The sequence below is a fragment of the Chlorogloeopsis sp. ULAP02 genome, from assembly GCF_038404745.2.
Taxonomy (GTDB): Bacteria; Cyanobacteriota; Cyanobacteriia; order Cyanobacteriales; family Nostocaceae; genus Chlorogloeopsis.
Genome location: NZ_JAYKTT020000076.1, coordinates 62,488 through 80,516 on the forward strand (window position 1 = coordinate 62,488; position 18,029 = coordinate 80,516).

General features: G+C 40.0%; 19 protein-coding genes. 12 read left to right on the forward strand and 7 right to left on the reverse strand.

Going from position 1 to position 18,029, the window contains the following annotated elements; all coding sequences use genetic code 11:
* The first annotated feature begins 46 nt into the window (after positions 1 to 46).
* The 4 genes from cbiD to U2718_RS26960 all read left to right on the forward strand — a co-directional run bounded on the left by cbiD (position 47) and on the right by U2718_RS26960 (position 4,219).
* A complete protein-coding gene (gene cbiD, locus U2718_RS26945; protein ID WP_341993055.1) occupies positions 47 to 1,132 on the forward strand; it encodes a cobalt-precorrin-5B (C(1))-methyltransferase CbiD in 1,086 nt (361 codons plus the stop codon).
* Between the two features lie 278 nt (positions 1,133 to 1,410).
* A complete protein-coding gene (locus U2718_RS26950; protein ID WP_341993054.1) occupies positions 1,411 to 2,034 on the forward strand; it encodes a precorrin-8X methylmutase in 624 nt (207 codons plus the stop codon).
* Positions 2,035 to 2,137: 103 nt separating this feature from the next.
* Positions 2,138 to 2,923: a DUF1350 family protein gene (locus tag U2718_RS26955; protein WP_341993053.1), complete on the forward strand. Its 786-nt coding sequence runs from the start codon at positions 2,138 to 2,140 to the stop codon at positions 2,921 to 2,923.
* Positions 2,924 to 3,094: 171 nt separating this feature from the next.
* Positions 3,095 to 4,219 carry a PP2C family protein-serine/threonine phosphatase gene (locus U2718_RS26960; protein ID WP_341993052.1) on the forward strand — a complete coding sequence of 375 codons (1,125 nt, stop codon included), beginning with the start codon at positions 3,095 to 3,097 and terminating at the stop codon, positions 4,217 to 4,219.
* Between the two features lie 75 nt (positions 4,220 to 4,294).
* Here the strand turns inward: U2718_RS26960 and U2718_RS26965 are convergent, their stop codons facing one another.
* The gene (locus U2718_RS26965) at positions 4,295 to 4,624 is read right to left on the reverse strand and encodes an STAS domain-containing protein (RefSeq protein WP_341993051.1); all 330 of its coding nucleotides are present in this window, start codon (positions 4,622 to 4,624) and stop codon (positions 4,295 to 4,297) included.
* A gap of 1,246 nt (positions 4,625 to 5,870) precedes the next feature.
* On the opposite strand from U2718_RS26965, the gene U2718_RS26970 reads away from it, so the two are divergent.
* A complete protein-coding gene (locus U2718_RS26970; protein ID WP_341993050.1) occupies positions 5,871 to 6,569 on the forward strand; it encodes an acyltransferase in 699 nt (232 codons plus the stop codon).
* A 29-nt stretch (positions 6,570 to 6,598) separates the two neighbouring features.
* On the opposite strand, the gene grpE is transcribed toward U2718_RS26970, so the two are convergent.
* From grpE to U2718_RS26985, 3 genes are all read right to left on the reverse strand, one after another.
* The gene (grpE, locus tag U2718_RS26975) at positions 6,599 to 7,261 is read right to left on the reverse strand and encodes a nucleotide exchange factor GrpE (protein WP_341993049.1); all 663 of its coding nucleotides are present in this window, start codon (positions 7,259 to 7,261) and stop codon (positions 6,599 to 6,601) included.
* A 128-nt stretch (positions 7,262 to 7,389) separates the two neighbouring features.
* A complete protein-coding gene (locus tag U2718_RS26980; RefSeq protein WP_341993048.1) occupies positions 7,390 to 7,884 on the reverse strand; it encodes a Dps family protein in 495 nt (164 codons plus the stop codon).
* Positions 7,885 to 8,197: 313 nt separating this feature from the next.
* Positions 8,198 to 8,461, reverse strand: a complete 264-nt coding sequence (locus U2718_RS26985) for a sulfiredoxin (RefSeq protein WP_341993047.1) — start codon at positions 8,459 to 8,461, stop codon at positions 8,198 to 8,200.
* Positions 8,462 to 8,581: 120 nt separating this feature from the next.
* On the opposite strand from U2718_RS26985, the gene U2718_RS26990 reads away from it, so the two are divergent.
* Positions 8,582 to 10,375: a SpoIID/LytB domain-containing protein gene (locus tag U2718_RS26990; protein ID WP_341993046.1), complete on the forward strand. Its 1,794-nt coding sequence runs from the start codon at positions 8,582 to 8,584 to the stop codon at positions 10,373 to 10,375.
* The gene (locus U2718_RS26995; protein WP_411813372.1) at positions 10,372 to 10,536 is read left to right on the forward strand and encodes a hypothetical protein; all 165 of its coding nucleotides are present in this window, start codon (positions 10,372 to 10,374) and stop codon (positions 10,534 to 10,536) included. The genes U2718_RS26990 and U2718_RS26995 overlap by 4 nt, the downstream gene beginning before the upstream one ends.
* 136 nt (positions 10,537 to 10,672) lie before the next feature.
* On the opposite strand, the gene U2718_RS27000 is transcribed toward U2718_RS26995, so the two are convergent.
* Entirely contained in the window at positions 10,673 to 10,972 is a 300-nt protein-coding gene (locus U2718_RS27000) for a ferredoxin (RefSeq protein ID WP_289791484.1), read from the reverse strand.
* A gap of 386 nt (positions 10,973 to 11,358) precedes the next feature.
* Between U2718_RS27000 and U2718_RS27005 the strand changes: the two genes are divergently transcribed.
* Genes U2718_RS27005 through map form a run of 3 tightly spaced genes read left to right on the forward strand, consistent with a single transcriptional unit; the run spans position 11,359 to position 13,688 of the window.
* A complete protein-coding gene (locus U2718_RS27005; RefSeq protein WP_341993045.1) occupies positions 11,359 to 12,339 on the forward strand; it encodes a Gfo/Idh/MocA family oxidoreductase in 981 nt (326 codons plus the stop codon).
* Positions 12,340 to 12,389: 50 nt separating this feature from the next.
* Positions 12,390 to 12,863 carry a GNAT family N-acetyltransferase gene (locus U2718_RS27010; protein ID WP_411813373.1) on the forward strand — a complete coding sequence of 158 codons (474 nt, stop codon included), beginning with the start codon at positions 12,390 to 12,392 and terminating at the stop codon, positions 12,861 to 12,863.
* A gap of 48 nt (positions 12,864 to 12,911) precedes the next feature.
* Positions 12,912 to 13,688, forward strand: a complete 777-nt coding sequence (gene map, locus U2718_RS27015; protein ID WP_341993043.1) for a type I methionyl aminopeptidase — start codon at positions 12,912 to 12,914, stop codon at positions 13,686 to 13,688.
* Positions 13,689 to 13,853: 165 nt separating this feature from the next.
* Here the strand turns inward: map and U2718_RS27020 are convergent, their stop codons facing one another.
* Together U2718_RS27020 and U2718_RS27025 are read right to left on the reverse strand one after the other, a co-directional pair.
* Positions 13,854 to 14,474: an antibiotic biosynthesis monooxygenase family protein gene (locus U2718_RS27020; protein ID WP_341993042.1), complete on the reverse strand. Its 621-nt coding sequence runs from the start codon at positions 14,472 to 14,474 to the stop codon at positions 13,854 to 13,856.
* Positions 14,475 to 14,483: 9 nt separating this feature from the next.
* On the reverse strand, positions 14,484 to 14,717 hold the full coding sequence (locus tag U2718_RS27025) for a hypothetical protein (protein WP_341993040.1): 234 nt from the start codon (positions 14,715 to 14,717) through the stop codon (positions 14,484 to 14,486).
* A 326-nt stretch (positions 14,718 to 15,043) separates the two neighbouring features.
* Here U2718_RS27025 and U2718_RS27030 point away from each other — a divergent pair, with 326 nt between their 5' ends.
* Entirely contained in the window at positions 15,044 to 15,760 is a 717-nt protein-coding gene (locus U2718_RS27030) for a hypothetical protein (protein WP_341993039.1), read from the forward strand.
* A 289-nt stretch (positions 15,761 to 16,049) separates the two neighbouring features.
* Entirely contained in the window at positions 16,050 to 17,882 is a 1,833-nt protein-coding gene (gene menD / locus U2718_RS27035; RefSeq protein WP_341993038.1) for a 2-succinyl-5-enolpyruvyl-6-hydroxy-3-cyclohexene-1-carboxylic-acid synthase, read from the forward strand.
* The last annotated feature ends 147 nt before the right edge of the window (positions 17,883 to 18,029 follow it).

Genomic DNA, 18,029 nt, shown 5'->3' on the forward strand with positions numbered 1-18,029 from the left:
TAACTCGCGATCGCTCTAAATCCTAAATTTACTTCTCTAACAGCTAATGGCTCGAACAGGTTATACCTTGCCAGTTTTTGCAGTAGCTGCCGCGAAGGCGGCTCTAATGCATCTGCTTGAAAAGATAGACTCTAAACAGTCTGTTGAACTTGACATTCTGCCAGGTACAGCAGAAATTTTTATCTCTCAACTAGCAAGGCTAGAGCCTAAAAGTGCCTTAGCAATCACGCTCAGTGAGCCAGGCGATAATCTAGATTTGACTAGAAATACACCCATCTGGGCTTGGGTGCGGTTGTCTGAGCGACAGTCTCAAGCTTTGGTTTTGGAGGCTGGTGAAGGCTTGGGAAAAACTATATCGGGAGAACCGGCAATATACAGCTACGCCCGCCAACTATTTGATACCAATTTATTGCCATTGATTCCGCCAGAGCAAACAGCAACGGTATCTATTATGCTGCCTGAAGGACGTCACTTGGCACAACGAACTTCTAATGAGGCTTTTGGTATTTTAAAGGGATTAGCATTGTTGGGTACTAGTGGTATCTCTCAACCTTTGTCAGCGGCTGAACACCTAGAAGAATTTCGTTTGTCGTTGGGCGATCGCGTTAAGTTTTCTCCCCATTTAGTCTTTTGTATTGGCAGCAATGGCATGCAAGTAGCACAGCGTTTAGGTATACCAGAATCAGCCATTGTACAAACAGGTAATTGGATTGGTGCATTGCTTGTAGAAGCTGGGTTAAACCAGGCGAGTTCTGTTTTGTTATTAGGGTATCACGGCAAGCTAATTAAGCTCGCAGGCGGTATTTTCAACACATCTAGTCATCTGGCAGATGCCAAACTAGAAATTATCAGTGCTGCTGTAGCTAGAGTTAGTGATGATTTACAGGCAGTACGAGCTGTTTTAGATGCAAAAACAGCTGATGCAGCATACAAAAAATTGGTGGAACTAGGCTTGTCAGAATTAGTATTTGCTACACTGGCTGAAAAAATTAGTCACAAAGCTAGTGCATACGTGCAAAAATACGCCAATGTTGCCGTTAAAGTTGGTACAGTTTTATTTAATCGTCAAGGTGAAATTATCACTCAAGACTCGCATGCAAAAGAAATTTTCATGATTCAGCGATCGCTCTGACTTAGATCCCCAACTTTTTCAAAAAGTCGGGGATCTATAACCTCTCATAAATTGCGTAGCGGATTACTACTAACTATATATACGGGATATACGGGCAGGTTTTATTGATTATCTGGCTGTTCCAACTGAATAATTTATCTTCTAAACCCGCCTCTACTAATACCAATTCTCCAAATTAAGGCTACACATAGTTTGTAGTAGCGCTTAAGCGCAATTACAAACCTTTTTCCATCTGTAGCCAAAATTTAGGGAAATCGTATAACTACTAACAAACACCTATGAACTACCTTCAGGATGGTAATGAAATCTATCGCCAATCCTTTGCCATCATTCGCTCAGAAGCAAATCTGTCTCTACTTGCCCCAGATGTGGCAGACGTGGCTGTGCGTCTTATTCATGCCTGTGGAATGACGGACATTGTGAATGATTTGGTAGCTTCACCAACAGCAGTAGTATCAGCACGTACAGCCCTCAGAGTCGGAGCGCCAATTTTGTGTGATGCTCGGATGGTAGTAGAAGGGATTATCCGACAGCGACTTCCTGCGGAAAATACTGTAATTTGCACCCTTAATCATCCAGATGTGCCGCAGCTGGCTCAGAAATTTGCGACAACTCGCTCTGCTGCCGCCTTAGAATTATGGCGATCGCATTTAGAAGGAGCAGTAGTAGCAATAGGCAATGCTCCTACTGCCTTGTTTCGGTTATTGGAAATGCTAGATGCTGGGGCTGCAAAACCGGCTGTGATTTTAGGCTTTCCTGTTGGGTTTGTAGGAGCAGCAGAATCGAAAGCACTACTAGCAGCAGATAGTCGAGGTGTGCCATTCTTGACATTATTAGGAAGACGGGGTGGAAGTGCAATCGCTGCTGCCGCAGTTAATGCTCTAGCTATGGAACAAGAGTGATGTCGAAACTACGTCTATTTAGCTAACATCAGAGTTAGGCGTAAAGCCTGGTTTAACATAAAAAAGTATTAATTCACCAATTAGAACTGCGATCGCCCCTCGAATGGATTGGAAAGAAATCTCTGGTAACTGGGTGTTACTTCCCCAAAAACCTATCGGTATCATTCATTTTTTAGGGGGTGCATTTGTCGCCACTGCACCTCACATTACTTACCGTTTATTACTAGAAAACACCGCAGAAAAAGGTTTTGTGGTTATTGCTACGCCGTTTGTGAATACCCTCGATCATGCGGCGATCGCAAAACAAGTCCTTCTTAACTTTGAACGTGTCTTAGTACGCTTAGAAGATAGAGGCTTATTAAGCAAAGGCTACCTCCCCATTTATGGTATCGGGCATAGTATGGGATGCAAACTCCATTTACTCATTGGTAGTTTGTTTCCTGTGGAACGTGCTGGTAATATTCTCATTTCTTATAACAACTACGCTGCCCGTGATGCTATTCCCTTAGTAGAACAGTTAAACTCTAATTTTCAGTTTAATGCTAATTTTGCTGTTGAGTTCACCCCTTCACCGTTAGAAACCACGAAACTTGTGCAGGAACGGTACAATATTCGTCGTAACCTACTCATCAAATTTACTAATGACACTATCGATCAGTCAGCAGCTTTAACTGAATTGCTCGAACAGCGCTTTCCAGGCATGGTAACAGCGCAAACACTTCCAGGTAATCATCTCACACCTTTAGGACAAGATGTTAAATGGCAACCAGGCAAGGAATTTAACCCCTTAGATGCGATCGGGCAATGGTTCAAACAAGAAATGTACCGAGATTTGCATCAACTTAAACGCACTATACTTTTTTGGCTCAACCCCCTGTCACCTTTATAATTAGCTTTTTGTTTACATTTATACTAAATTTGGGCAAAGTAGATTGATAGACAGTTAACAAATTACTTCCAACAGCCAATAAGATTACCTGTGGAATTCTAGCTTCCGCTCGTTTATTTACACTTTGGCTGATAACGGTAATCTTTGAAATTACAGGCACACCTATCTCTTATGTTTCAAATTTTAGTAATTGATGATGATCCTGCAGTACAGATTCTCTTAAAAAGAATGCTGGAAAAACAGGGTTATGAGGTAGTAGGTGCTAGTAATGGTGAGGAAGGGATAAAACAAGCATTAATATGTCATCCTGCACTGATCATTTGCGATTGGATCATGCCAGGAATGAATGGGCTAGAAGTTTGCCAGTGTATTAAGGCAAACCCAGAGTTGTCTACTACATTCTTTATTCTTTTAACATCCTTATATTCAGTTGCTGATCGCGTCAAGGGCTTAGATGCAGGTGCAGATGATTTTATTACCAAACCCATTGAACATAATGAACTGCAAGCGCGGGTTAGAGCGGGATTACGCCTACACCAGCTCAGTCGAGATTTACAAATCCAAAAGCAAATTTTAGAAGCTGAATTGGAGGAAGCAGCCGAATATGTACGTTCGCTCTTACCTCCACCCATGACAGAACCTTTGAGAATCGATTTTCGCTTCATTCCCTCCCGTCAACTTGGTGGTGATTGTTTTGATTACTACTGGCTCGATTCTAATTATCTGGCAATTTATCTGCTGGATACTGCCGGACATGGGCTGAGAGCAACTCTCCCTTCTATTTCTGTTTTGAATTTACTCCGCTCTCGTGCTCTTAAAAACTTAAATTACTATCAACCAAGTGAGGTATTGCGAGCATTAAATGACACATTTCAAATTAATTATCAAAATGACAAATATTTTACTATTTGGTACGGAGTTTATAACCGTATCAAGCATCAACTTGTTTATTCTACTGCTGGGCATCCACCCGCAATATTAACAACAGCTAAATCAACTGATATCACCAAAGCAAAACTCCTAAGAACTCCTGGTATTCCCATTGGAATGTTTCCACAAGTAAAATATGTGGATGGTTTCTGCGATATCGAGAAAGACAGTGCCCTCTATATTTTTAGCGATGGTGCTTATGAAATTGCTAAACCAGATGGTATGCTTTGGGGTCTGGAAAATTTTGTGAAAATGGTTGTTAATAGTAATTACCATCTCGATCAAATCATAAATCAGTTAACTGCGTTGAAACAACAAGAATCTTTTGATGATGATTTATCTATACTACAATTGAAGTTTAATTAGCTACATCTTTTAAATATAATCAAATCTAAAAAATTCTATTTGACATTGCTCAAATATAACTTTATATCTTTGTGCTTATTCACTCTTAAATACTTCCGCGCTCTTAAATTCATCTTGATTAGTAAAAATCTCAAATACTTTATCCATACCGGTTAATTCAAATAATATTCTCACCTGCTCATTCATAGAACATACTACTAATTTACTCTCTACTGCTCGCAGAGTTTTAAAAGCCAACACGAGAGCACCAAGTCCAGAACTATCCATAAAGGTTACGTCTTCCAAATTAACTAATACAACTTTTGCCCCACTTTCTAGAGTTTCGGCAATTTTTTCCCGAAATTCCTGTGATTTCGTAGAGTCTAAAATTCCACTTGGCTTAACTATTCTTACTTGAACCGTCATATAATTTCAGTAATTTTTATTGTATTTTAGAATATTCTAAATTTAAAATATATCTCATTTATAAGTTATTTAGTACAATTATTAGCTTTATAAATTAATAAATTATTTAGTAATTTATTAATGACTAAGTAGCAAATAGTAATTGACAATAATTCGCTTTCTTAAAGAAAGTATCCAAGTGTTAATATATTTAGCCATTACTGAGGCGATCGCTAGAGTACTTCTTTTAAGATTCTTTCGTATTGTGAAATCTATACACTGCGATCACGCAGATGCTTTTAAGTTATTGACAAGATAAAGTAATAGATAGATTTACATAAGCTAATTATAAAACCTTTGCATCAAGAAACTTTCAAGCCTGTTTACCGCTTTCTTTTATGTATAGGATAGCTAATTTGCACTATGTATTTATTAAGTCTACTATCTTTAGGCAGATTTATATGTAAAATAAATAATACTACATAACAGTATTTATACTTACTATTTTGCCATGCCTTTTTTAAAAATTTATTTTTTCTCTTTGAATTTTACTATTTCTTAACAAAACTCTTACACTGTTTTCTTCTAGGATTGTATGGGTACATTACCGTTATAACTATAAAAACGCTGCCCACAATATATATGTAAGCTTGTACATCATGATTACAGCAGCAAACTCTACAAATAGGCTGCTAAAGAGCCGTTACAGCAATCGGGGAAGTATTTACTTGTTCGCTCCGATGGTTGACTTCAACGTAATGGCTGAAGTCGGAGAGACTCCCCCCTAACATTGATGTGTTTACGCTCGGTTAAGATTTTCGTAAGTAACTCAACAATTGCATATCAATAAGCGTGTGAGGAGATTTCACTCCTGATTTTGTACAGCTTGAATAGATGTAACTGGATTGATTAACTCTTTTGCTTGTTGACAACAGAATATTAAAATGACAAGTCTATCAAACTTTTACTTAACAAAAGTTGAAAGTGAATTGTTTGTTGCCTGATTATTCATAGTGAAACTTTGTAAGTAACTAGGTCAAATATAATAGTCTCAACCAGAATATTGACCAAATTTGACATATGCTGGTTTTTTATAAGCTTGATAATTATGACCATTAGTGCTTATTTTTATTGATTTATCAAGGTTTTTAAGCTTTTTGCTGCCAAAAATCAAAAGTTTCGATATGTCAGTCCCAACAAAAAGCTAGAGTTAATAACTTTTCAGAAATCTTTTCAAGAAGCATAGTGAGCTGAGAGTTATACAAATATGAATAGAAATAGCCAAAAATATCCTTCCAAGCGGCAACGAGTTCAAGAAACTATTTTATTTAATTTGGCAAAAGGTATACCCACAAGCATAGGTGTCAAATTAAGAAGTTTACTATACCATAATATTTTTGCCAAAATTGGTAAATCTGCTCGTATCCAATATGGTGTGGAGTTCATCGAACCTAGTTGTATTGAAATCGGTAGCAATGTGGCAATTTTTCGAGGTGTTAATATCAATGCCAGCGGACACCAAAATAATAAAATTCATCTAGCAGATGGAGTGGTTATTGATTATGGTGTTGACATCAGATCATTAATAAACACGTCTATTTATATAGATCAAGATACTTTCATAGGCCCTTACGTATGTATGGCTGGGCCTGGCAATATTAAAATTGGAAAAAACTGTCTAATTGCATCACATACTGGCATATTTGCTAATAATCATATTTATTCAGATCCAACCCAATCTATTGAATCTCAAGGCGTAACTCGACAAGGAATCGTGATTGAAGATGATTGTTGGCTAGGTTCTGGAGTAAAAGTTTTAGATGGAGTTACTATTGGTAAGGGTTGCGTTATTGGTGCTAATTCTGTTGTCACAAAAGATATTCCTCGCTTCTCTATTGCTGTGGGTGTACCTGCACGAGTAATCAAAAGCCGTAAAGCAAAGGAATTTATTGACTCTCGATTATAAGGCATCCTGGGAGAGTGACAACCATGTTCTTAATCTTTCTGGGGACTCACCTTGGCTCTGTATAACAACTTGTCACCTTGACGATAACCTATATAACGCACTTTAACTATTTCTCCTGGTTGCACATTTCCATCCATCAATTGGTGAAGTTGGGGATCGTAGGGTAATTCTGCTCCTACAGGTGCGATCGCTTCTACTTGCCACTGCTGTAGAAGTTTTTCCAAAGGTTTCTGTACCAGAGGAACTATGTTAATCGCACTTAACTGTGGGTTTTCTCGTGCTTTGTGAGCAGCAGTAGGAAATTGTAATAACAAAGATTCCAGCAGTTGTAAACTTGACTGCTGGAATTGTTGCTGCAAAATTAAGCGCTGCTGCTCTAGTTGTAATTGCAAGCGATCATATTCATTTTTTAAGTCTGTGATTTGTCGTAACAAGTCCTGATTTTGTGGAACTTTTGCTTCTATTAACTGTTGGCGAGAAAAAGTTGCCACTAACTCCTGCAATGACACTTTTAGTACTTGCGATAATTTAAGCAGCACATCCACTCGCATTTGCTCCACTCCAAATCGTCGCAATCGCAAAACTTGACGTTCTGAAACGCCAGCGGCGCTACTCAAGGCTTTAAAACTAGCAATACCCACTTGTTGCATCAATTTTTGCAACTTTGGAGTGAAATCATTATTATCAGGCATAGGAGCTAGAGGCTAGGGGCTGGGGACTAGAGGCTAGGGGCTAGAGGGTAGAAATAGCGAATTTCTAAATAAATCTGAAATTCCTTTAATTCCTAGTCCTAATCCCTAGTCCCTAGTCCCTAATTCCTTTATTCTTCCAGTAAACTTCTCAACATCCAAGCAGTCTTTTCATGTACTTGCATCCGTTGAGTTAATAAGTCGGCAGTCGGTTCGTCGTTTACCTCCTCTACAACAGGGAATATAGAACGTGCAGTGCGTACAACAGCTTCTTGCCCTTCTACTAGGAGGCGAATCATGTCTGTAGCTTTGGGAACGCCAGGAGTTTCTGGGATGGAGCTAAGTTTGACAAACTCGCTGTAGGTTCCCGGTGCTGGATAACCAAGTGCTCTAATCCGTTCGGCAACTAGATCTACTGCTAATGCTAACTCTGTATACTGTTGCTCAAACATTAAGTGTAAAGTTTGAAACATCGGCCCTGTGACGTTCCAATGAAAATTATGAGTTTTCAGATACAGAGTGTAGGTGTCAGCCAGCAAACGAGATAATCCCTCAGCAATTTTTGCTCTGCTAGCTTCGTCAATACCAATATCGACAGGTAAAGATGTTTTGCTTTGAGCTTGCATATTATTCTCCAAATTAGTTAACGGTCATTAGTTAGTAGGGGAGCCAGTGCGGTGAAGCAGCCCCCGTCTTGGCGGTTTCCGGCGATGGGGGACTGCTGAACCCGAAGGGTGGACGGGTTTCCCGGCATAAAGGAGCCAGCGCGTTGCGGGGGTTCCCCCCGTTGAAGCGACTGGCGTCAACTGGCGTCAACTGGCGTGCGGGTTTAGAAGATAAATTATCAGTTTGAACGGAAAGATTATCCATAAAACCCGCCCGTACAGTAGTTAGTGATTAGTAGTTTATTACTCTCCTTGTCTCCGTGTCCCCACCGCCTCATGCCAAGTGCCGCATCAAAACGCTCTTGGGAGCTTTACGGACTCTAGCTAAGATTGTTTCTTTGCCTAAACGTTGGCAGGCTTCATAACGATGACATCCAGAAAACCCATAATATTGCCCATCTACTTCTAAGACATCGATTGGCTCTTGCTGCCCAATCTCACGAATAGATTCCATCAAAAATTTTACTTTCTGGGGATCGTTTTGACGTGGTAAAGGGCGTCTAATTTGATTTAAAGGAATTTCTTGGACTTTTACCATAAACTGTTTATTTAACTTGTCACATCTACATAAATCATACTCATTATGACTTCACTTTGCAACTATTTTTCTAAAAAGATTATAAGGATTTATGATGTTGCCAAAACAATTGGCTAACTAATGCCACAAAACAATTACACTACAAAGAAAATTTGTCGTCCCACCCAAGGCGGCACTGCCAGCAGAATCAAGTTAATTGCTATGAAAATCTCGCTCTGGCGTCGTTCCTACACTGTAATGACAACATTTTGTTTATTGGGGTTAACAGCTGCGTCTCGCCCTGAAATGAGTACGGACGTAGAATTGCGGGTTGGAATCGTACAGCGATTTGGAGATAACCCCAAAGAACAGCTACAAATAGAACCCACTCAAGGCGATCGCTTGCGGGTGGAGTTTCTAAAAGGTAATCAACAGCAAACCCTAATCACTACTAATCCCATTAAACTGGAAGTGATTATCCAACCCCTAGCACAACCAAAAATTGAGGAACAGGTGGTGCTGGGAACCTATCGCACTTATGAAATCGCCGAAGATAGCGCTCAAAAATTCCGCGCTCAAGGTATAGAAGTGGAAATAGCTCAACCAGAACGTTGGCAAGTGTGGGCAAAACGGGATGTTTACAATACTCCTTTGCTGCGCCGTTTGCTATTAGAGAGCGTGCGAGCCACCAACAATCAAATGGCATATGTTGATACTCAAGTTCAGCAACAAGTACCAAAAGTCAATTGGATCATCGATGGTAAACGTTACAGTCGCGATCGCATCGAAATTAGCAGTAACAAAAACTTAATTCGGGTGAAAAAAGACAATAAACCAGAGAATAGTCGTTTATACCCAGGACGTATACAATTACAGCCAAATGCCTACGGTACTTATACCCTAGTCAATGAAGTACCTTTAGAAACCTACCTGCGCGGAGTAGTGCCATACGAAATTGGTACAACAGCCCCGAAAGCAGCACTGGAAGTACAAGCAATTATTGCCCGTACCTATGCCTTAAGAAATTTACGGAGATTTGCAATAGATGAGTATCAATTATGTGCAGATACTCATTGCCAGGTATATTATGGGCTGACAGGAGTAAGTGCTGAAACGGATCGGGCAATCAGGGCGACGCGGAGTATGGTACTTACTTACAATCACGAGCTAATAGATGCATTATATTCATCTACCACTGGTGGTGTTACAGCTTCCTTCAGTGATGTTTGGAATGGTGAGGATCGTCCTTACCTGCAACCCGTGGTTGATGCTCCTAACAATGTTTGGAACTTGGCTACACAAAATTTAGCTGATGAGAATAACTTTCGGCAATTTATCGATTTGAACAAAGGATTCAATGAAAGTGGATGGGATGTATTCCGCTGGCGCAGGGAAAGCAAAATTGAAGATATTGCTAAGGGATTGCAAAAATTTCTCAAGGTTAAGAAAAGTCCCTATGCCAACTTTAAAACTATTAAAAGTATGAACGTAGTGGAACGTAGCAGAAGTGGACGTATTCTCAAACTAGCTGTTGATACTGATATAGGCACATTTTACTTACATAAAGACGAGGTTCGCAGTGCCTTTTTCGCTCCTGTAAGCACCCTATTTTACCTGGAACCCTTAAGTAAATTAGACAAATTAGACAAGAACAAATCAGATAAAGACAAATTAGACAAGAACAAATCAAACAAAGACAAATTAGATGAGGACAAATTAGACAAAGATGAATCCGAACTATGGGGATATGCCTTTGTGGGCGGCGGACTTGGACATGGAGTAGGCTTGAGCCAAACTGGTGCTCAAAATTTAGCTAAACTAGGTTGGTCAAGTGCAAAAATACTTGAGTTTTACTATCCTGAAACTCAAATTAAAGTTCTCAACAATACTATCAAGCTAGACTCCCACGGGCAATTGCTCACAACGAGAGAATGAAAAGTCTTACTCCTTCTGCCACGCCACATGCTACAACGCGCTTAACCCGCAAGGGCGCAGCGGCTCCTCTGCCACCTGCCTTCTACTTGTGCCACACTATAAAACAAGTCAATAAAGCAGGAACACGACTAATTGTGTTCCTGCCTCTGACTAAAAAGTAAACATTCTGCCAAATTCTGTCTTAAGAGCAGACACAAAAGAGGAAAATTTTTCTCTAACCGTGCTGCTTTTTTTCTTTCACTATCTCTACAGCATTGATAATCGCTGCTGGAGACAGACGTGTAAGGTGCTTGAATTTTAGTAGAGTTCTTCTTCTTTGTGGGTTTCGATGGTACAGTCAGAAGTCGGGTAAGCAACGCAGGTTAAAACATATCCAGCTTCTATTTGATCGTCATCCAAGAATGACTGATCGCCTTGATCGATGGTACCAGATTTGATTTTACCAGCACAGGTAGAGCAAGCGCCTGCGCGGCAAGAGTAGGGCAAATCTAGGCCAGCTTCTTCAGCAGCATCTAGAATGTATGTGTCGTCGTCAACTTCGATTGTTTGATTCAGCCCTTCAGCGTCGTTAATTAGTGTAACTTTATAAGTTGCCATGTAGTAGTCCTCTCTTTCACAAACGGCAGTATAAGTTATCCTAAAGCAAGCTAAACGGCTTACCTTGTGCAAGTAGCCGCCTGTTAAATTTTGCTTCACTTTTGATACTACGGGAAAAATAAAAAGATGTAACCGGAAATCGACCGCGATTAGTAATGAAATTTGGTTAGGTAATATTAATAATATTTTCTTATACAAAAATGCTTCTATTGGCCAATGTATTAGATAAGTTTATACCTACCAAAGTCCAGTCAAATGTCAGATATATAAAAAAACAAATCCATATACCAATAAGATGGATTGTATTTATATGACTTGGTGCAAAAGTGCTGTGATCAAAACAAATTACTTTGCCTTTCTAGGCAAGCTGTATAAAATTGGCGAAAATGGAGAAAGCAAAACTGCGGGTAGGTTTAGTTGGTACTGGGTATGCAGCAAAATTAAGAGCAGAAGCCTTGCTGCGTGATGAGCGATCGCACTTAGTCGCTGTTGTTGGGCATAAACCAGAAAAAACAGAAGCCTTTGCTAAAGACTTTCAGTGTTCTGTCATCAGTTCTTGGCAAGAATTAGTAACAACCAATGAAATAGATCTGGTTGTGATCTGTACTGTTAACCAAGATCATGGTGCGATCGCCAAAACAGCACTTTCTTACGGTAAACACGTAATAGTTGAGTATCCTCTATCTCTAGATATAGCAGAAGCTGAAGAACTTATTGCTTTAGCCAAGGTACAAAACAAACTCCTTCACGTCGAGCATATTGAACTTTTAGGCGGACTGCATCAAGCCCTAAAGCAACACTTACCACAAGTTGGTCATGTATTTTACGTTCGCTACAACACTATTAAACCTGAACATCCTGCACCCCGGAAATGGACTTACAACCACAACCTTTTCGGCTTTCCGATGATGGCTGCTTTGTCTCGCTTACATCGCCTTACAGATTTGTTTGGTAAAGTGTTGACAGTTAACTGCCATAATCGATTTTGGGCAACCCAAACAGATTATTATCAAAGCTGTTTTTGTGTCACTCAACTGTCTTTTAGCAGTGGGCTGTTAGCACAAGTAATATATGCAAAAGGCGAAACCCTCTGGCAAGCAGAACGCAGGTTTGAAGTTCACGGTGAACGTGGCGGATTAATTTTTGATGGTGAGACAGGAGTTTTAGTTAAAGCCGGAGAAACCACACCAATAGAAGTTGGTAGTCGTCGGGGATTGTTTGCTAAAGATACAACTATGGTGTTAGACCATCTTTTTTATGAAACTCCCTTATACGTTACCCCAGAAGAAAGTTTATATACCCTCAAAGTTGCAGATGCTGCAAGGCGTTCTGCCGAAACAGGATTGACTATAGTAGTTGAAGATTAGTCATCAGTCACCCCAATATCAAAATGGGGAATAAACTGCCGAGGGAAATCATGGAGATTACTCTTAGAGAAATTAATCTGGATAATTGGAAAGAATGCATTCGCCTCAAAACTACTGAAGAACAAGAAAAGTTTGTCGCTTCAAATCTTTATTCACTAGCCGAATCCAAGTTTTATCCATCTAGTGTTGCGTTTGGTATTTATTATAACGAAACTATGGTCGGCTTTATTATGTATGACCGCATGGATAGTGGTTATCAAAACAGCGGTTACTTCATATGGCGCTTTATGATTGATAAAAATCATCAAGGAAAGAGATATGGCAAAGCTGCAATGCAAGCAGTGATAAAATTACTTCAGCAAAAGCCAGACTGTAAAGAAATTTTGATTGGCTACAAACCGGAAAATATAGTGGCCGAAAAACTGTATCTCAGCTTAGGCTTTCAGAAGACGGGTTTAATCGAGCATGGAGATGTCCTTGTATATCTTCCGTTAGAACCATCAAAGGACATGATGGCAAAGTAACAAAACCCAACCCTTTATACATATAGCCAATTTTGTAAATAAAATTTCATGAACAAACAACAAACAATTGTTATCTTATCCAAAAGAGAATTAGATAAAATGCGTAAGGCTGGACATTTAGCAGCCGAACTCTTATACCATCTCGAACCGATGGTAAAGCCAGGAGTTAGCACCCTAGAGTTAAATGATGAAGCAGAAAGGTGGACACAGGCTCATGGAGCCAAAAGCGCACCATTAGGCTACAAAGGTTATCCCAAATCGATTTGCACCAGCATCAATGAGGTAGTTTGTCACGGTATTCCCAATCCCAAGCAGATTCTCAAAGATGGCGACATTATTAATATTGACGTGACACTGATTGTGGATGGTTACCACGGTGATACATCGAAGACATTTTTTGTCGGAACGCCTTCCCCAGTTGCGAAAAAGCTAGTGGAAGTCACAGAGGAATGTCGCACAAGGGGTATTGCAGAGGTTCAGCCTGGGGCAAGAATTGGAGACATTGGTGCTGCAATTCAAGAATATGCTGAAGCACAAGGCTTTTCTGTAGTACGAGATTTTGTCGGACACGGCATCAGCAACATTTTCCATACTGCACCAGATATCCCTCACTACGGTACGCGCGGTAAAGGCAGAGTTCTCAGGCCTGGTATGGTATTTACAATTGAGCCGATGATTAACGAAGGTACCTGGGAAGTCGAAGTTCTAGATGATGGGTGGACTGCCGTAACACGCGATCGCAAACTCTCGGCACAATTTGAGCATACCATCGCTGTTACTGATGATGGCGTAGAAATTCTGACACTTCGGGAAGGGGAAATTTAACGATCAAATTATGCCAGCACGACTAGGCGAAGAATGAAACTCGGCAGCATATCACGATGCAATGGTAGTTAAGGTATGAGGAAAGAACTTATAACCACAATCAACATACTCAGCAGGAAATTTGGCTCAAGCATAATTGTGTCCTTCTTCGGCTGCCGTGAAGTGTTAGCTGGCTGACACAACATGAACAACATTGTATAGATGGAACTCATTGCGGGCTAGCCCCTCCCAATAGGGCTTGTCCGGGTTGAACCCTGGTTGCTTGAGAATTGCTTCAAATGCTTCCTTGCTTTCCCACTGACCATAATTAAACATCCGCGTTCCATCTAAACTACGGTGAAATGTTGCAGAAATTAGCCCTGACGCATTATTCATAGCTCGATCTAGTTCAACCCTTGTCCGCTTCACCATTTCTGGTTGGTTTGCTGGCATCATGCGAAATTCTGCCAGATGTGTAATGCGATCGCCTGCACTAATCTCAACTTCTGCTGTTCTCGATTTGCTTGCCGACACTTCTAACTGCAACGAGTCTGGTGGAAAAAACTCTCCGAACACTACTGGACGCTGCAAACTGCGATGATCAAACTTGGGTTGCCACTGACTGTAGGTGAAGACACGAACCCCATCTAAACTTTGATGCACACTAGCTGATACAAAGTAGGCGTTGGACTTCCAGGATTGGATTTGCTCTTTGATAGCATCCACTAATCCTGATTGATGCCGCTCTGCAACTGTGTACAAATCTAATCCAACGAGCGCGGTATTTAACCGATCAATCTGAACCATAAGCACTCCTCAATATTTGTCGGTTTGCTTGTTCTGATTTGATGTTAAACACCAACGAATAACCTGGCAACTGAGTTGTGCCGCGCCTAACACTGATCGCCCCCAATCTCCTTTGACATTATATGTCTTCGATTTTAAAGCATTGCTATTACAGCATAGAATTCGAGTGCGATCGCCTTCTCTAAGAAGCAAAGCCATCATATCCAAGTCTAGTAATATCTCTAGCATCGGCTTTGAACTCATACTCAAGTACAGCGGTAAACTAAGACTTTAGTAAATACTTACATCTGTCTTTAGATAGGTTTTTTATCTTAAATTCAATATATTTAGGTAAAGATAAGATTAAGAGATTGCAAAAACATTAACAATTAGTTAACCTGAGCTTAACCAATCATGCTAATCTGTTTAAGTACTAAATGCATGATTCAACTGACAACATCATTCTTGATTTAGCTCGAAATCTTTAAGATTTTGGTGCAAATTTTGATTTGCAAAATAAATACTTAACTTCACGAATTATTCAAAATATAACAAAAAATTTAAATCAATATTAGAGTAATAGAATTGGCATGAAATTCCAGTTAGATTTATCTCGAAATATCAAAAATCTGTCTCCAATTGCACTCAAGATTTATTTACCAACTTTAATTTTTATTATTTTGGTTTGGTATCTCAGTAAAATATTTAATATTTCAATGTATGAACTGACTGCCGATCCAGCAGAAGTAGTAGGAAGACCACCCTACACAGGGTTATTTTCTAACATTGGAATTGTGCTGTGGAGTAGCGCTGCCGCAGTCTGTATCTTCAGTGCTGTATTGACTAAAATAAATCAAATCTGCTTTAAAAAATGGTTTAATTTTTTATTAGCCTCTTTTCTTCTAACATCCTTCTTGCTACTAGACGATTTATTTCAATTGCATGAGACATACCCCGTTATTTTTTTTGGAGTTGATGCTAATTTACCTGAAAATAACAGACCATTACAAAATCTATTAGAAGGATTATTTTTTATAGTTTATTTTATCTATGTTTTTCTTTATCTTTTCTATTTTAGAAAACAGATTCGGCAAACAGAATATCATTTTCTGGCTCTAGCATTTATATTATTTTTTCTGTCTATAGCAGTTGATATGACTTCTATGATTAAGATAGGACATGACATTATAGAAGAAAGCTTTAAATTGTTTGGAATTATTTCTTGGTTAATATATTTCTCTAAAACCTGTAGCTCCATCGTTCTCCAGTTAGCTGATAACTTAGCTGTACATCCTCACAAAACTTAAGAGATGTCAAGGTGTACTCCATTAACTGAGATTTTGCTAAAAACTACAGTAGCTACAGCGACAACAGTCATTTATCTCAATCAATTGAGTGCGATCGCTTGTGTAAGGAAACCATTTAGTGGATTTTATGAGCTGAGATTGTGATAGTATCTGAAACTAATGGGCAAAGCCATTAGACCGTTAAGTCAGGTAGGAGCCATCCTGAGTTAGAAAATAAATCAAACTGGGTAAAGTAAAGACTTCATACTTTTGTACCAAACGGTAATTTTTTCTTGCTCAACGTAACTTCATGCCAATTGGTTTCAGAAATACAAATGAACTTTGGGCTGCAATCCTAACGCAGACATTGAAGCGCTTAGGATTAACTTGCGCCGTGATTTGTCCTGGCTCGCGTTCCACACCCTTAGCAGTCAGTTTTGCTCAAGAATCGCCTACTCTAGAAGTCATTTCCATTCTTGATGAACGTTCAGCTGCCTTTTTTGCCTTGGGTAGGGCAAAAGCAACTGCAATTCCCACCGCAATTGTTTGCACATCTGGTACAGCAGGGGCAAATTTTTATCCAGCAGTCATTGAAGCAAAAGAAAGTCGTGTACCATTGCTGCTGTTAACGGCTGATAGACCATCAGAGTTGCGAGATTGCCATTCTGGACAAACAATTGACCAGTTGAAATTATACGGTAATTATCCAAACTGGCAAGCAGAGTTAGCTGCGCCCTCCGCGGATATGGGAATGTTAGCTTATCTACGGCAAACAGTAGTTTATGCCTGGGAGCGATCGCTTTATCCTGTACCTGGCCCGGTACATTTGAATATACCCTTTCGTGACCCTCTCGCACCCATTCCTGATGGCACTGACTTGAATTCCTTACAGTTACACTTTCAGTCAGAAGACTTCTGGACAGGTATTTCTCCCCTTTCTCCAAAGTGCTTCCAAGCCTCTCCTCCTCTACAAGAATGGCTAAAATCCGATCAAGGTATCATCATTGCTGGAGTTGCCCAACCAAAACAACCACAAGAATATTGTCAGGCGATCGCCCAACTAAGCAAGACCTTAAAATTCCCAGTTTTGGCAGAGGGACTCTCGCCCGTTAGAAATTATGCCGAGCTTAACCCCCATATAATTTCCACCTATGACCTGATTTTACGAAATCAACAATTGGCGAAACAACTAGTGCCGGAAATAGTAATTCAAATTGGTGAAATGCCCACCAGCCCAGTGCTGCGCAACTGGCTAAAAACCACTGCCGCAAAACGTTGGATAATTGATCCCAGCGACCAAAATCTCGATCCCCTGCACGGTAGGACAGTTCATCTGCGGGTGAGTGTAGAACAGCTTACTGTTACCTTTGGAGAAAATACGGGGAAAGAGGACACGGGGACGTGGGAACGCGGGGACGCGGGGAATGTGTTTGATAATTTCTCCGCGTCTTTCTTTGCGTCTAATTTCACCCCGTCCTCTTATCTTCAAATGTGGTGTGCAGCAGAAGCTAAGGTTAGGTTGAATGTCAATCAAATCTTAGCAAATACATCGGATTTACTTGAAAGTAAAATTGCCTGGTTACTGTCTCAAGTTCTACCCAGAGAAACACCTATATTTATTGCCAACAGTATGCCCGTGCGGGATATAGAATTTTTTTGGAAACCCAATCAATCAGGTGTAAAACCCTTTTTCAACAGAGGTGCAAATGGTATTGATGGGACATTATCTACTGCTTTAGGAATTGCCCACGGTAATCAAAGCAGCCTGATGTTGACAGGAGATTTAGCTTTATTACACGATACCAATGGCTTTTTAATCAGAAATAAATTTGTTGGTCACCTGACAATTGTATTAATTAATAATAATGGCGGTGGAATTTTTGAAATGTTGCCCATTGCTAAGTTTGAGCCGCCCTTTGAAGAGTTTTTTGCTACCCCCCAAGATATTGATTTTGCTCAGTTATGTGCCACTTACGGTGTAGAGCATGAATTGATTACTAGTTGGGAACAGTTCCAGAAGAGATTAAATCCACTACCAACTACAGGGATTAGGGTTTTAGAGTTGCGGACAAATCGCAAATTTGATGCCAAGTGGCGTCAGGAAAATTTGGGTAAGTTTTCAGCACCCGACAACTTGGAATAGCTTGACCACTAGATCGCTATTGAGTCAGGATACAGATATTATTGACGAAATATTTTCTAAAACTGGAAAACCGTTGTGTCATACAACCAATTTAGGACTGACGCAAAATCTCTCTAAAATCCTCTTGAATCCTCTTGACTCCGTGTT